The 15,275-nt window shown below is 56.2% G+C and carries 10 protein-coding genes and 1 pseudogene; all 11 read right to left on the bottom strand.

Annotated elements, in window-relative coordinates:
- Positions 1 to 2,058 (bottom strand): DEAD/DEAH box helicase family protein (locus tag AU509_RS14570; RefSeq protein WP_094118683.1); only part of this gene is annotated, 2,058 nt, incomplete at its 3' end.
- Positions 2,058 to 4,070 carry a site-specific DNA-methyltransferase gene (locus AU509_RS14565; protein WP_094118682.1) on the bottom strand — a complete coding sequence of 671 codons (2,013 nt, stop codon included), beginning with the start codon at positions 4,068 to 4,070 and terminating at the stop codon, positions 2,058 to 2,060. The genes AU509_RS14570 and AU509_RS14565, both read right to left, overlap by 1 nt.
- A 93-nt stretch (positions 4,071 to 4,163) precedes the next feature.
- Entirely contained in the window at positions 4,164 to 5,318 is a 1,155-nt protein-coding gene (locus AU509_RS14560; protein WP_094118681.1) for an aminotransferase class V-fold PLP-dependent enzyme, read from the bottom strand.
- Between the two features lie 364 nt (positions 5,319 to 5,682).
- Positions 5,683 to 7,134, bottom strand: a complete 1,452-nt coding sequence (locus AU509_RS14555; RefSeq protein ID WP_094118680.1) for an N-acyl-D-amino-acid deacylase family protein — start codon at positions 7,132 to 7,134, stop codon at positions 5,683 to 5,685.
- Entirely contained in the window at positions 7,079 to 8,779 is a 1,701-nt protein-coding gene (locus AU509_RS14550; protein ID WP_139824059.1) for an ABC transporter ATP-binding protein, read from the bottom strand. The genes AU509_RS14555 and AU509_RS14550 overlap by 56 nt, the downstream gene beginning before the upstream one ends.
- A complete protein-coding gene (locus AU509_RS14545) occupies positions 8,776 to 9,651 on the bottom strand; it encodes an ABC transporter permease (RefSeq protein WP_094118679.1) in 876 nt (291 codons plus the stop codon). The genes AU509_RS14550 and AU509_RS14545 overlap by 4 nt, the downstream gene beginning before the upstream one ends.
- 10 nt (positions 9,652 to 9,661) lie before the next feature.
- Positions 9,662 to 10,603, bottom strand: coding sequence for an ABC transporter permease (locus tag AU509_RS14540; RefSeq protein ID WP_094118678.1), 942 nt, complete (start codon positions 10,601 to 10,603; stop codon positions 9,662 to 9,664).
- Positions 10,604 to 10,635: 32 nt separating this feature from the next.
- Entirely contained in the window at positions 10,636 to 12,234 is a 1,599-nt protein-coding gene (locus AU509_RS14535; RefSeq protein ID WP_094118677.1) for an ABC transporter substrate-binding protein, read from the bottom strand.
- Between the two features lie 99 nt (positions 12,235 to 12,333).
- A pseudogene (locus AU509_RS14530) lies at positions 12,334 to 13,187 on the bottom strand (D-amino-acid transaminase).
- 15 nt (positions 13,188 to 13,202) lie between these two features.
- Positions 13,203 to 14,126 (bottom strand): N-carbamoyl-D-amino-acid hydrolase, encoded by a 924-nt coding sequence (locus AU509_RS14525; RefSeq protein ID WP_094118676.1) that lies wholly within the window; start codon positions 14,124 to 14,126, stop codon positions 13,203 to 13,205.
- A gap of 119 nt (positions 14,127 to 14,245) precedes the next feature.
- On the bottom strand, positions 14,246 to 15,166 hold the full coding sequence (locus tag AU509_RS14520; protein WP_085653393.1) for a LysR family transcriptional regulator: 921 nt from the start codon (positions 15,164 to 15,166) through the stop codon (positions 14,246 to 14,248).
- Positions 15,167 to 15,275 lie beyond the last annotated feature (109 nt).

Genomic DNA, 15,275 nt, shown 5'->3' with positions numbered 1-15,275 from the left:
ATTAAGGATGCACTGGATAATATCTGATTCGTAGGGCCCGAACTCGTCAGGCAAGTGTAATGAGAATCCTTCTGCATCCGGCAGAAACATGGAGGTTGTTTCACCATCCTTGATAAATCCTTCTTTTTCCAGATGCTTGAATATGGCAGAGGATATCTTGAACCCCAGCATGTCATCTGTCATCGCGCCATGAGGATCCCGCTTCATCAGCTTGGCAAATTCATTGAGTCGTAGCTGTCCGATGGCTACGCCCGCGTCTTTGTATTCGGCTTGCAGATTCTGAGCGAACGTAGCATAAGATTCGTTAGCCACCACCGTAAGCTGTGCAATGCTGCGATCGGCAACACGCTCATAGCCTTTTACTGTTTTCGCTACCGGCAGGCGCAGACCACGCCCCAACGTCTGCCGACGTTCCGTTTCCGCGCCCATTTCACGCAGCGTACAAATCTGAAACACGTTGGGGTTGTCCCAGCCTTCACGCAATGCAGAGTGGCTAAAAATAAAGCGAACCGGTTCATCGCCGTCCAGCAGACGCTGCTTGTCTTGCATAATGAGTTTGTAGGCATCGTCATCTTTCGCCGTTGTACCGGACGAATCCACAGCGGTCGTTCCGCCACGCGTTTTCAGTTGGGAAAAATACGCCAGCCGTAATTCACAAGGGTCCTGCGGCAGCAATTTTTGGTAAAGGTTCGATTTGTTACGTTCTTCCCTGAACACCTCATCGAACCACTTCGTGAACTCGCCGTTTGCGTCTTCGTTGTTCACCCCATCGCCGAGAAAACTCGCCACCTTGTCTACGAAAAACAGACTCAATACTTTAATCCCATACGGGCGTAACATCGCTTCCTTGCGCATATGTTCACGCACGGTTTCCCGAATCATCTCTTTGTAAATTGCGCCCGTTGCTCCCCCAAGAGACTCACCTTCGTACAGCAGACTCCCGTTCGGCGTCAGTTCAATACTGGCCGGGTTACCGAACGCGGCGATGCTTAAAGCATTAATACGCCAGCCAGCGTAAGCAGGATTTCCAGTGACGTCGGACAATTCCTGATGCGGTTTGACCTTTTTGATACCACGAGTGATGGATCCATCAGCCTTACGACAAGCCAGTTCAAGTTTCGCGGCTTTCGTGTCTTTCACTTCTATCAGCTTGACGTATGGCGCCACGTCCGCGCCATTTTGAGCAACTTCCGCTACGACGATCTGTTTCACTAAACCAAGATCGTGCGCGTCAACCGGATCGAGCCGATAGACCAGATTTCGCCGCTGCTTGTGCGTGGCCGAGTAGCGCAGCGTGAATATAGGATCGAGTTCGCCCACTGCGGACTGCGATAGCCGTGATTCCATATTCTGAGGTTCATCCATAATAACCACGGGATGCGAGCCTTTCAGGTAATCCAGAGGACGCAATCCATTGAGTTTGTCACGCTGCTGGTGGATGATGCGCGTATTCTTGTTACCGCGTATCGCATCGATCGTCATCACCAGTATTTGCACGCTGGTTGCAGTAGCAAAGGCCTGTACTTCCTCGGCTTTGTCGCCGCTGTAGACACTTGCGTCGAAAGGCTGCGCCGGATAGAGGCTGCGGAAGTGCTCGCACATAAGGCGAATACTGGTGTTCACGCCTTCGCGGATGGCGACGCTGGGAACCAGAACAATAAACTTGGTGAAGCCATATTTCTTTGCCAATTCGAAAACGGTACGCAGATAAACGTAAGTTTTACCCGTACCGGTCTCCATTTCGATGTCGAAATCCAGTTTATCATCAACAAGTTTTCCACATACCTCCAGCCCGTTGCGATCCTGTACCGCTTGTAAGTTAGCAAGGATAGTGCCTTCATCCAGTACCAGATGATTGCCGATAGCGCCAACCTCCTCTTCAATGCATAAATCCAGCTCCCCCTCCCGGCTGACAGCGCTGCCACGCAAGGCAATCGCGATCTTGTCGGCCTCCTTTGGCTGACCATCGAACAAATCCACCACGGCGTTGATGGCATCAAGCTGATATTGCTGATGCGAATCAAATTGAAAGCCCATATTTTGAGAATGACTGTTCATCACGCGGTCCTCAGCTCAATACCTTTGCTCCTGGCATATTGAGCAATATTGGTTTTCAATTCATCGTCGCCGTGGAAGGCATCCTCCAAAATGATCAGGCGCGTAGGTTCGGCATTCACCAGTTCCCGCAATTGTTCCAATGAGGGTTTGGTTCGCTCGTTTAAGTAGGCCAGCAGACGCGGCTTGTCGGCATCGCCAGCGATGGCATGGATGTCCAGCCCGGCGATAGTCTGTATGCTGAGATGTTCGTTCAACGAATAGCCAAGTTTCAACAGCAGCTCAGTAAGCAGATCATCGGGACTGGCATCATCAACGCTACTACCACGCAGGTCGAGCAAATGCTGGGTTAGCTTGTCAGGTTCGATATCGCTGGTGACGCGCCATTTGGTGAAATTGGTGTCCGTCAGCTTATAGGCGCGGAAGCCGGTATCTATATTGCTTTCTGCAACATCGGATTTTATTTTCTCGCCCGCTAGTTCGATACGCTTGCGTGAGATATCAGCAATAGTGGCAAAGCCTGCCTTGCGCGCTTCTGAAGCTTCAGGCGTAGGTTCTGGCAGTTGTACCATGATAAAACGACGTTTGCCGTTGTCTTCAGCATTAAGCTGCATTACGGCATGAGCGGTGGTGGCACTGCCAGCGAAGAAATCCAGTACAGTAAAATTATCTTCTTTTGAAGCTATAGTGAGAATGTGCTCAATTAACCGAACAGGCTTAGGACTATCAAAATAAGCTTTATCATCAAATAGAGCTTTTACTTCCTGTTTAGCTTCTTGATTATGCCCTACATCTGAATGCATCCAGATAGTATTTGGTCTAAGTCCATCTTGAACCTCAGAAAAGAAAGTTTTGAGCCTTGGTGTACCACTCCCCTCTTTACCGAACCAAATGCGTTTACCTCTCACCAGCTCGTCGAATTTTTGTTTACTTACGCTCCAAAAACGCCCATCTGGGGGTGGGCAAACTCTACCACTAGGTGTAGTTATGTCATAGCGAAGCTTATCTGTACCTGATTTAGCAGATAAAACAACAGAGGTCCAAATCCCTCTAGGGTCGTTATCAGGATTCGAGTAACCGGCTGGTATTTCCTTTCCCCTTGGAAGTAAGTTCAGTACCCACGAATTTTCAATACGTGTCAGAGAGCTCGACTTTACATAGCACAATATATGATCATGCATTGTGGAGAAGTACCTAGCATCATTCGAACGACTAAACTTTTTTTGCCAAATTATATTTGCAACAAAATTATCCTCACCAAAGACCTCATTGCAGAGTTTCTTGAGATTATCCGCCTCATGATCATCAATACTAATAAAAATCACCCCATCATCAGCAAGCAGATTACGGGCTAATTTAAGGCGCGGATACATCATGTTCAGCCAGTTGGTGTGATAACGCCCTTCGGTCTCGCTGTTGGTGGAAACTTTCTTACCTTCCTCATTCACCTGCCGCGTCCACTCCAGATAACTGTCCAGCCCCTCCTTGTAGTTATCGGGATAAACAAAATCCTTGCCAGTGTTATAAGGGGGATCGATGTAAATCAGTTTGATCTTGTTGTGATAGTGTCGTTGCAGGATCTTCAGTACCTCAAGGTTGTCTCCCTCGATAAACACATTCTGCGTCTTGTCCCACTCTTTCGAATTGGCGAAGTCTGGTTTTAGGGTAGCGGTAGTCGGTGCTTGCGCGGCACGCAGCGCGCGCTTTTTGCCCGGCCAGAACAATCCAAAGCGCTCGCTACTGTCAGCCACATCTTCGGCCAGCAACTCACGGAGTTTTTCAACATCCAGCTTGCCATCAGCAACAGCTTCAGGAACCATTTCGGCAAGCTGACCAGCCAGTTCGGTGCGGAAATTCGGGGTAGTGTTCGGGATCTCAAAAAGGTCGTTGCTGAGATCGGAAAGTGGGGAACAACACTCATCCTGTCTGCGTTCAGCCAGAGCATCAATACTGTAACTCGATTCAGCATTTTCAATATGCCCATAGCCATGCCTAGCAATACGTTTATTTGCCATACTTATAATCCGATATGTGTAGTGTTTGTTGCACTGGCCTAAAGCAAGGCCTTCAAATTTGATACCGCATTCTTTTTCAAGCTATGTCTTTAATTAAAAACTGTTTTCTACGGCTTGTTGGTGAGTCACACAAAACTCAATGAACTCATCACAGATACTTTTATCCATATGGGCCATTTGGTACATATGATAAAATCGGTCATCGCTGACCAGTCGATAACGTTTAACGATCCTTTTCAAGGCTTCTGGGCTAAAGATATGATCAAATTCCACTTTGGAAAAAACAGTCGCTAACCCGCCTTTTACAGAGAATGCATTTTTAACGCCCAGCGTGGTACTGATGTTATTAGCCAGATAGCTCGCTAACAAAATACCTTTATTGACGCACTCAGTGATCTCGCTTTTTTGAATATTGCTCAGCCTTTCATACACGACCCCGGCGCGAAAACCATCCCGGCTGCCATAGACCGTCACGTCATCCTTATTTTCAAACAGCTCTATTTTATTAACCTGTTGTTTAAATGCCTCATAGACCTTCCATCGCGAAATAAAGATATTGGATGGCATAGGCACCCCGATCACTTTATGGCAACTCACCGTTAAAGATGAAATAGATGGATTGGCGAAGGTGTAGTCCAACCGGTCAGGAAAATCTTTATCCTCGATAAACAGCAAAATAAACCCACCCAGCGCGGCATCTAAGTGCAGATAAAAAGGGCAACTTTTCTCTTTTAATGTATTGATAACACGGTTGATATCATCGTAGGCCGACGTAATGGTTGTTCCCGCCGTCAGGACGACCACCAGTTTTTCATTCTCGGTAATACGTGCTGCAAGGTCGTCGATATCAATACTTCCCTCTTGCGTCGTTTTTATCACTTTGACGTTATTAAACTTAAGCATGGAGCCAAATTTGGGGATACTGTAGTGCGCCTGGTCGGTGAATATCAGGGTGGCGTCTTTATTCAATGCCATCCCCATCCACATGCCCTGAAGATTACCAATTGATGACCCTTCCCCGACATACCCCCATGTTTCATCTTTATTTAAATTTAACCACCCCGACACTAATTCAACGGCGGCTCTTTCTTCGCTCATCGTATTAGGAAGCGGGCAAACTTCTTCTTCATAACAATCACCCAGATTATTGGTCAATCGATGCAGGGCGTCTATCGTCCTATCGGAAATATTCAACCTCCTAAGATTAACCTGAATGCCAGTGTAATGCTTAACAGGATCATTATTCATATTTAATAGACCACATCTCGTTTACTAAATAGGGAAAAAGTATAGTCCGTTAAAATAAACCCATATTTAGAACACAAGCTAATCGTGATGAAATAGTGAATGACATGATCTGAAGAACGCATAAAGATAATGATGGCGGGGAAAAAGAAGGCGGCATTTTAGCTTTTGAATTCATACGCTACCGTGTTTACACGACATCCCCTTCGTAATTTAAAGGATGGAATGACGTGAAATAAGAAATTGATATGGATAAATACTTACCTTGTCGATAAACCCCATGTCATTGCAGTGACAAAAAGAGTGCGGCGATCCTCTTACCGCTCAGAGATAACCGGTCAGTAAAGAATACGACGCCGCTCCCGCTCTAGGGGATAGGTTTCTCCACGTCCGCGCGTTTCAACAACCTCCCCCGCCGCTGGTGTACGCGGCCCTGCTCATAACTCACCACGCCATTGACCACCACCAGATCAATGCCCGGCGCGATTCGGCAAGGATCGCTGTAAGTCGCGACGTCCTGGATCGTCGCCATATCGACCAGCACGACATCAGCGAACGCCCCTTCCCTCACCACGCCGCGATCTTGCAGCCTAAAACGCGCGGCAGACAGCCCCGTCATTTTGCGCACGGCCTCGGGAAGCGCAAACAGCTTTAAATCCCGGCAATAATGCGCCAGTACGCGTGGAAAGGTTCCCCACAGCCGCGGATGAGGATTGGGATCGTTGGGCAGCCCGTCCGAGCCCACCATCGACAGCGGATGCGCCAGGATCTGGCGCACATCGTCCTCGCTCATCATGTGATAGATCGCCCCCGCCGGACGCAAACGCTCGGTGGCCTCCCACTGATCGACGCCCCACTGTTCGGCGATCGCGTTGAGCGTCTGGCGGGCCATCTCCGGATGGGGATCGGACCAGGTGATGAAGATCTCCATCTTGCCGTCGACGCGCCAGGCGTCCAGCGTGGTTGAGCTGGCCGAATAGGGATAACAGTCGCAGTTGCAGGATTGCTCGTCAGCGGCCTTTTCCAGCGCGGCCAGCGCCAATGGCGCGCGCCCCCAGTTGCCCGCACCCGCGCATTTAAGGTGGGAAATCACCAGATCGGCGCCCGCCCCTCGGGCGGTGCTGAACGACTCCTGCAACGAATCCAGCAGGCCGTGATGTTCGTTGCGCATATGCGTGGTATAGAGCGCGCCGCGCGCGCCGACGATATCCACCAGACGCTGCATCTCCGCCATCGGCGCCTGCTTCGCATTGGTGTAAGCCAGCCCGGAGCTGAGGCCGATGGCGCCCGCGTCGAGCGCCTTTTCCAGCGTCTCGCACATCCGATCCAGCTCGGATGGCGTGGCCGCGCGATCGAAGCGATCCATCACGTTGGCCCGCAGCGCCGTATGGCCGATCAACGCCGCCACGTTGACGCTGGGACAGGCGCATTCGACGGCGTCGGCATAGTCATCGAAGGTCGGATAAATGAACGCGTCTTCGCCCCCCAACAAATTCATCGGGTCCGGCGGCGCGCCCGGCAGTATCACCGGCGATGCGCTAATCCCGCAGTTGCCGACGATGACGGTGGTGACGCCCTGCGAGATCTTCGCCAGCATGTCTGGCGTGCGGATGACGTGCGTATCGTCATGCGTATGGACATCGATAAATCCCGGCATCAGGCAGCGGCCGTCGCCTTCGATCGTCCGCACGGCGTCATGTCCGGCCAGCGGCCCAATCGCTGCGATCCGATCGCCGCTGATCGCGACGTCAGCGATATAGGGATCATTGCCCGTTCCATCGACCACGGTGACGTTCAGGAACAGCAGATCGTAGGCCATCGTCACATCCTCCGTCCGGCGGCGAAGTCCCATCCCTTACCGGGGACCGCTCCATCAGTTGCTGGGTATAAGGCTGCTGGGGATGAGCCAGCACATCGGCCGCCGGCCCATATTCGATAACCTGACCGTACTGCATGACCAGCACATCGTCGCAGACCTGAGCGGCCACGCGTAAATCGTGGGTGATGAACAAGATGGCGACCTGCATGCGTTCCTGAATGTCCGCCAGCAGTTGCAGCACCTGCGCCTGTACCGACACGTCGAGCGCAGAGACCGCCTCATCGGCGACGATGACATCCGGCTCCATCGCCAGCGCGCGGGCAATCGCGATACGCTGCCGCTGACCGCCGGAAAACTGATGCGGAAAGCGGTCGATGGCGTCCACGGGCAGCCCGACCAGCTCCAACAGTTCTTGCCCTCGCGCCCAGGCCTGCGCGAACGGCACGCCGAAATTCACCGGTCCTTCCACCAGACTCCGGCCAATGCTCATGCGGGGATTCAGCGACCGGTTCGGGTCCTGAAACACCATCTGGATCCGTTTGCGATGCGGTTTGAGCCCTACCGGCGTCAGCTCGGAGATATCTTTGCCGGTCACTCGCACCGCGCCGCAGGTCGGCGTCAGCAAGCGCATGACGCAACGCGCCAGCGTGGACTTGCCGGAACCGCTTTCCCCAACAATCCCCAGCGTACGGCCGCGCTTGAGCATAAATGACACATCGTGCACGGCCCGCGTACCTTGCCGCCGTTTCCGAAAGAGTGACCACGCGCTGCCCGCCGCAGGATAGGTTTTACCCAGCTCGACGACGTCCAGCACCACCTGTGCGCTGGCGGCCTCGCGCCGCGCCGCCCGGGGAGCCAGACTCGGCACCGCCGACAGCAAAGCCTGGGTATACGCTTCTTGCGGCGCCGAAAGCACCTGCTGTACGCTGCCGGACTCCACGATATGTCCCTGACGCATCACGCAGACACGGTCGGCGATATCCACCACCACGCCCATATCGTGTGTGATGAACAGCACCGCCGTACCGTGCTTCTGCTGTAACTCGCGGATCAGTTTGAGAATTTGCTGCTGGGTCGTGACGTCCAGCGCGGTGGTCGGCTCGTCGGCAATGAGCAGACGCGGTTCTAGCACCAGCGCCATGGCAATCATGATGCGCTGACGCTGGCCGCCGCTCAGCTGATGCGGATAGGCTGCGTACACTCGCTCAATGTCCGGCAGATGCACCTGAGACAGCGCGTCCATGACCCGCGCCTTACGCGCCTGAGCGTTCAGATCCGTGTGGGTCTGCAACACTTCGTCAATCTGCCGCCCGACCGTCAGTACCGGATTGAGCGCGGTCATCGGCTCCTGAAAAATCATCGCCATGCGGCTGCCGCGCAGCGCTTTGAGGCGACCGTTGCTGACCTGCAACACATCTTCGCCATCCAGCAGGATCCGTCCGCCGGTCGCGCTCAGCGCGCCTTTGGGCAACAGCCCAAGGGTCGCCAGCGACGTCACCGACTTGCCCGATCCGCTCTCTCCCACCAGGCAGACCGTCTCTCCCGCCTGAATCTCGAATGAGATGCCTTGCAGGATGGGCGCGCCCTGCGCCGTATTCACGCAGAGGTTTTCTACGCGCAGAATATCTTTCCGGTCTTCGCTCATGCGGCTCCCCTTTTCTTCAGGCGCGGGTCGAGCGCATCGCTCACCGCATCGCCCAGCAGGTTGATCGACAGAATACACAGCGACAGAGCCAACCCGGCCCACAGCACCAGCGAAGGCTTAAGCTGGAAGTACACGCGCCCTTCGGAAATGATGTTGCCCCAGGTCGGGATCTCCGTGCCGATGCCCGCGCCGAGGAACGACAGGATCGCCTCGGTGAGGATGGCGGAAGCGCAGATATAGGTGCTTTGTACGATAAGCGGCGCCAGCGTGTTCGGCATCAGATGCCGGGTGAGCACCTTGAACGTCGAGGTACCCATCAGCACCGCCGCCTCGACATACGGCTCTTCGCGAGTCGACAGTACCCGCGAGCGCACCAGACGCACCACCTGCGGGATCTCCGGCACCATGATCGCGACCATCACGGTCCAGATACCGGCGCTGCTGAGGGAGACGATCGCGATCGCCAGCAGGATACCGGGGATCGCCATCAGGCCATCCATCACACGCATCATCAGCGCATCAATGCCGCGGAAATAACCGGCCAGCAGGCCCAGCGGCAGGCCGATCACCACGCTCATCACCGTGACGCCCACGCCGACGATCAGGGAAATCCGCGCGCCATAGACAATGCGCGAAAACAGATCGCGTCCGTAGGCGTCCGTCCCCAGCCAGAATTCCGCGCTGGGCGGTTTCAGGCGCATGGCCGGCGACAGCGCGACCGGATCGTGAGGGGCGATCCAGGGCGCGAAGATCGCCATCGCGACGATGAGCGTCAGGATCACCAGCGCGATCGCCGACGTCAGCGGCATGCGCGGCAGTGTGATCCATCGGTATCGGGGCGCGGGCAGGGTCAGAGAATCAGGTTTGCTCATAGCCGGGCCCTCAGTAACGAATGCGTGGATCGCTGATCGCATAAGACAGATCGATCAACAAGTTGATGACGACATACACCCCGCTGGTCAGCAGGATCATGCCCTGAATCACCGGATAGTCGCGCGCCAATACGGCATCGACGATCAGCCGTCCCAGCCCCGGGATGTTGAACACGCTTTCGGTCACCACGACGCCGGAGATCATCAGCGCGAAGCCGGTGCCGATCACGGTGAGGATCGGGATCATCGCGTTGCGCAGCGCGTGCCGGAACAGCACGTGGATCTCCGCCAGCCCCTTGGCGCGCGCGGTACGGATATAGTCTTCGCCCAGAACTTCCAGCACGCTGGCCCGGGTCATGCGCGCCACCAGCGCGATGTACACCGACGACAGCGTCAGCGCCGGCAGCACGATGCGCTGGGCGAAAGGCCCCACGCCGCGCGTGATACTGCTAAATCCCTGCACCGGGAGCCACCTCAGCTCAAGCGAAAACACCGTGATCAAGACATAGCCGATGACGAACACCGGCACCGAAAAGCCCAGCACCGAAGTCGACATCACCAGATTGTCGATCCAGCTGCCGTGCTTCCATGCCGCCAGTACGCCCAGCGGCACGGAGATTAAAATGGTGAAGGCGATCGCCACCAGCGCCAGACTCAGCGTCGGCTCCAGCCGCTGGCCGATCATGGTCAGCACCGGCGTGTGAGCCATCAACGACGTGCTGAAATCGCCGCGCAGCAGCTGTGAAATCCACACGAAAAACTGCTGATACAGCGGCTGATTCAGACCCAGACTTTCGCGGATCGCCTCCAGTTGCTGCGGGGTCGCCATGTCGCCGGCGATGATCGCCGCCGGATCGCCCGGTGACAGCCGCAACAGCAGGAAAACAAACAACGCGACCACCAGCATCACCGGGATCGCCGCCAGAACGCGGCGAATGAAGTAACCAAGCATAGGGACCTCCGAAGGCATTAATCACACAGTAATCAGTCGCTTTTTTCGACGTTCCAGAACACCGTGGACGGCCCTGTCATCAGGTGGCTGATGCGGCTGCTCCAGACCGCCACATCGTAGAACTGGCCGAGCGGGATATAGCTGACCTGATCCATCGCGTGTTTCTGGATGTCTACCGCAATCGCTTTCTGTTTGGCGGGCTCGGTGGCGGTAGCGAACGCCACGCGCAGCTCGTCCATTTTTGGATCGGTCGGCCAGCCGAACCAGGCGCCCTGCCGTCCGCCGCCGTCCAGCATCGGGTTCACCACCGGGTTCCAGATGGTTTCCGCGTTCCAGTAGGTAAAGAACAGGTTCCATCCGCCTTGAGCCGGGGCGTTCTGATTCGCCCGGCGCGAAACCAGAGTCTGCCAGTCCATCGGCTGCAAAGAGACGTTGAAACCTGCCTTGCGCAAGGCCTGCGCCACCACCACCGGCTGCGGCGCCTGGCTGGGAACATCGGTCGGCTGCATGATCACTACCGGCGTGCCGTCATAACCCGCTTTCTTCAGTAGCGCCTTGGCTGCTTCGATGTCTCCGCCTTTGAGCAACGACTCGCCGCCCGCCTGCGTCTCCAGCGCGGTGCCGCAGCCAAACACGGAGGCGCACAGCTTGAAGTATTCCGGATTGCCCACCAGCGCATCGAGCACGTCTTTCTGGCTCATCGCCAGCATCGCGGCGCGGCGAATATCTGGGTTATCGAACGGAGGATAGAGGAAGTTCATACGCCCGCCGGTCAGCGATCCGAGCTTGCTCAGCACCCCGGACTTCAGTTCCGGATTGGCCTGCACCATCGGCAACAGATCGATCGGCAGTTGTTCGATGAAGTCGATATCGCCGGAGGAGAGCGCGTTGATCGCCGTCATACGATCCGGCATGTTGATCCACTCCACCCGATCGACCTTGACCACTTTGCCGCCTGCAGTGCCGCTGGCTGGCTCTTTACGCGGTACGTATTGCTGGAACTTCTCGTAGACCACGCGGTTACCGGGATCGAATTCGCTGGCGACGAACTTATACGGGCCGGAACCGGTGTAATCGGTGATCATCTTGCCGTCAGGCGTATTGGCGACGCGCTCCGGCATCATGAAGGCCGCGACGGAGGAAGGTTTGGCTAACAGTTGCAGCACATAGCCAAACGGTTTGGACAGCGTCAGGACGATCGTTTTGTCATTGGTGGCGGTGATGCCGGAGGTGTACTTCATCATCAGCTGACCGCCCACGTCGTAACGCGCCCAGCGCTTGAGGGAAGCGACGCAGTCCGCGGCGGTCACCGGTTTGTCGTCATGCCACAACAGACCGTCGCGTAACGTGAAAGTATAGGTCAGGCCGTCGGGAGACACGGTCCAGTCGGCCATCTGCGGTTTAGGGACCTGATGCTCATCCATGCCGATCAGCGTGTCGTAAATCATGTAGCCGTGGTTACGCGTGATCTGGGCCGTGGTCGCAATAGGATCAAGCACGCGCAGGGAGGAGGACATCACCGCGTGCAGCGTTTTCTCCGCAGCCAGCGAGGACGTGGAAAACAGCGCGGCGCTCAGGCCGATCGGCAACAGCAGAGAGGCAATCAAGGAACGGGATGGATACTTTTTCATTCTCAACACTCCTTAAAAGGGCAACGAATGGTGTCGGGACTTGCTGTGTGGTCACGTTAAAAGAGAGCGGTTTGCCGGAAGCCGTGGCCTGCCGCTCGGTTATGTCAATGCGCTCAGCGCATGGTCGATATAGAGACGGCGTAACCGCTGGGCCAGCGGCCCGGGTTTACCGTCGCCGATTGGCTGGCCGTCCAGCGTCACCACCGGGTATACAAACGAGGTGGAGGAGGTAATGAACGCTTCGGCGGCCTGTTTGACTTCATCCAGCGCAAAGGCGCGCTCTTCGAAACGCAGCCCTTGCGCCTTCAACAACGCGAGCAGGGAACCGCGCGTGATACCGGGCAGCAACGCGTGCGACAGCGCCCGCGTGACCACCGCGCCATCGCGGGTCACGATGAACGCATTGTTGGATGTGCCTTCGGTTATCCAGCCGTCTTTCACCAGCCAGGCGTCATCCGCGCCCTGCGCGCGCGCCTGCTCTTTCGCCAGACACGGATACAGCAGCTGCGTGGTCTTGATGTCGCAGCGTCCCCAGCGCAGATCCGGCAGGCTGATGATGTTCATCCCGCGCTCCGCCATCGGGCTGTCGATCACGGCTTTCGCCTGTGTATACAGCACCACCGTCGGCGGCGTTCCTGCGGGCGGGAACTGAAAGTTGCGATCTTTCACCCCGCGGCTGACCTGCAAATAGATGAGCCTTCCTGCAAATCATTGCGGGCGATCAGCATGCGATGGATCGCCAACAGCGCGGCGTCATCCAGCGGGAGCGTCAGTGACAGCTCGCTCAGCGAACGGCGCAGACGGGCCAGATGCAGTTCTGCATCCACTAACCGGCCTTGCAGCACGGCGGTGACCTCGTAGATCGCGTCGGCGAACGTGAAGCCACGGTCAAAGATCGAGATCTTCGCTGCGTTCTCCGGCACAAACTCCCCGTTCAGGTATACGGTGCGCATGGCTTAGTCTCCAGGTCAGGAACGCTCAACGCCGGTCTGGCGGGTGATGATGCCGTAGTGTTCGATGCGCCGGTGACGGGCAAAGTCGAAGATCGTGGTTTTGCCGAACTGGCACAGATCCATGTCGCAGCGATGCACAATCAGCTCATCATCCTGTCCCTTGGCGCGCGCCACGACAAAACCGTTCGGATCGATGATCGCGCTGCCGCCCATCAGCGGAAAACCATCTTCCACCCCGGCCTTGGCGACGCCGACGACCCAGGTGGCGTTCTGGTAAGCGCCGGCCTGCATGCACAGCTCGGAATGGAACAGGCGGTGTTCTTCGCCCTCGCCGCGATTCTGCGAGTTCACCGACGGCGTGTTGTAGCCCAACGTCACCAGCTCAACGCCCTGCAATCCCATCACACGGTAGGTTTCAGGCCAGCGACGATCGTTGCAGATGCACATGCCCATCACCGTGTTCTGCGTTTCCCAGGTGGGGAAGCCGAAATCGCCCGGTTCGAAATAGCGCTTTTCCAGATGCTGGAAGTCACGCTGGGTGTCGAACTCGACGTGCCCCGGCAGATGGACTTTGCGATATTTGCCGACGATGTTGCCCTGGCGATCCGTCAGGATCGACGTGTTGTAATGATGGCCGTCCGGCGTCAGCTCCGCATAACCGAAGGTGATAGCAATGCCGTGTTCGCGGGAAAAATCAAACAGCGGGCGGGTCGCGTCGTTCGGCATTTCACGCTCGAACCAGCTATCGACCTCCTGCTGATCTTCCATGAACCAACGGGGGAAAAAGGTGGTCAGCGCCAGCTCGGGGAAAACCACCAGCTCACAGCCTTGCTGCCGGGCCTGCTCCAGTAGCGCCAGCATGCGCTGGACCACGCTTTCTCTTGAGTCGCTTTTTTGGATCGCCCCGAGCTGGGCGCCGCCGATAACGATGTCTCGCATGCCGTATTCCTCCACAAGACCGACCCGATGTCGGTCACCATTTACAGTGTGTAGGGCCATTGTGGGAGCTACGGCAGCCCCTGTCGTATGCCTATTTGTCGGTAGGGATTAACCTGATGTTAATCCAGGTTGAACAGGTGAAAACCGCCCTCTTCCAGCGTACCGCGCAGGTTGTCGACAAAGACCTGCGCAAACTGTGCCAACGGCTCACGCCGCAGGTGAACCAGACTGATCGTCAGGCGTTCTTCGTTGAGGATCGGCAGCACCGCCATCCGCTCAGAGCCGGAGGCACGGAAAGAGATCTCGTCGACGACGGAGAAACCGGTGCCGTTTTTTACCAGCGCGCAGGCGTGATGCGGAGAGTCGACGTCGATGCTCGGCCGGTAGGGCAAGCCCACGCGTTCGAACGCCTGCTTCATAAAGCTGTGGAAGGGGGTATCGGCGGCGTAACCGATGAAGGGCGTCTCCGCCAGCGCGTCGGGCAGCTCATTGGCCGACACCCGCGTCAGCGGATGATCCGCCGGGCACACCACCATCACCCGGATATAGCTCAGCGGCACCGCGCGCAGATTGGGGTGATCGATAGGAAACAGAGAAATGCCGAGATCCGCCTGCTGGTCGAGCAGCCTGTCGCGCAGCAGGACATGGCGCAGACATTCCAGGCTGACGAGAATATCTTCGTTGCACCGTCGGAAGGCAGCGATGGCGTCAGGCACCAGCTGATGCCCCAGACTGGGGCTGCTGGCGATGCGCAATACGCCGTGACGTTGCTGAACCAGATTGTGCAGCGTGGTGTTGACCCGCTGTATATCGCGGTAGACGGACTCGACGTCACTGAACAGGCTGCGCGCCTCAGGAGAAGGGTACAGGCGCCCTTTGACCCGTTCAAAAAGCTGGAAGCCGATCCGTGCCTCGGTATGAGACAACATGCGGCTGACGGCGGGTTGGGACACGTACAAGAGTTGAGCGGCGCCGTTGATCGAACCGGTGATCATCACCGCCCGAAAGACTTCGATCTGACGTAGGTTGAGCGACTGCATAGGCGAACCTCGTGGGCATTTCGGCGTCGTCGTCCCATCGAACGCTTAACAATAGGTTATAGAAAGTTAGCAATTTGTATGCCAAAGGGCCAAACGGGCCAAAAATCGC

The sequence above is a fragment of the Lonsdalea britannica genome (genome assembly GCF_002111595.1).
Taxonomy (GTDB): domain Bacteria; phylum Pseudomonadota; class Gammaproteobacteria; order Enterobacterales; family Enterobacteriaceae; genus Lonsdalea; species Lonsdalea britannica.
Note: the sequence above shows the minus strand (reverse complement) of the source record. Positions and strands in the feature narration are given on the sequence as shown.

What these genes read in the sequence shown, in the direction of transcription:
- AU509_RS14565 (WP_094118682.1), bottom strand. Translation starts at nt 4,070, where the DNA reads ATGGCAAATAAACGTATTGCTAGGCATGGCTATGGGCATATTGAAAAT.
- AU509_RS14560 (WP_094118681.1), bottom strand. Translation starts at nt 5,318, where the DNA reads ATGAATAATGATCCTGTTAAGCATTACACTGGCATTCAGGTTAATCTT.
- AU509_RS14555 (WP_094118680.1), bottom strand. Translation starts at nt 7,134, where the DNA reads ATGGCCTACGATCTGCTGTTCCTGAACGTCACCGTGGTCGATGGAACG.
- AU509_RS14550 (WP_139824059.1), bottom strand. Translation starts at nt 8,779, where the DNA reads ATGAGCGAAGACCGGAAAGATATTCTGCGCGTAGAAAACCTCTGCGTG.
- AU509_RS14545 (WP_094118679.1), bottom strand. Translation starts at nt 9,651, where the DNA reads ATGAGCAAACCTGATTCTCTGACCCTGCCCGCGCCCCGATACCGATGG.
- AU509_RS14540 (WP_094118678.1), bottom strand. Translation starts at nt 10,603, where the DNA reads ATGCTTGGTTACTTCATTCGCCGCGTTCTGGCGGCGATCCCGGTGATG.
- AU509_RS14535 (WP_094118677.1), bottom strand. Translation starts at nt 12,234, where the DNA reads ATGAAAAAGTATCCATCCCGTTCCTTGATTGCCTCTCTGCTGTTGCCG.
- AU509_RS14525 (WP_094118676.1), bottom strand. Translation starts at nt 14,126, where the DNA reads ATGCGAGACATCGTTATCGGCGGCGCCCAGCTCGGGGCGATCCAAAAA.
- AU509_RS14520 (WP_085653393.1), bottom strand. Translation starts at nt 15,166, where the DNA reads ATGCAGTCGCTCAACCTACGTCAGATCGAAGTCTTTCGGGCGGTGATG.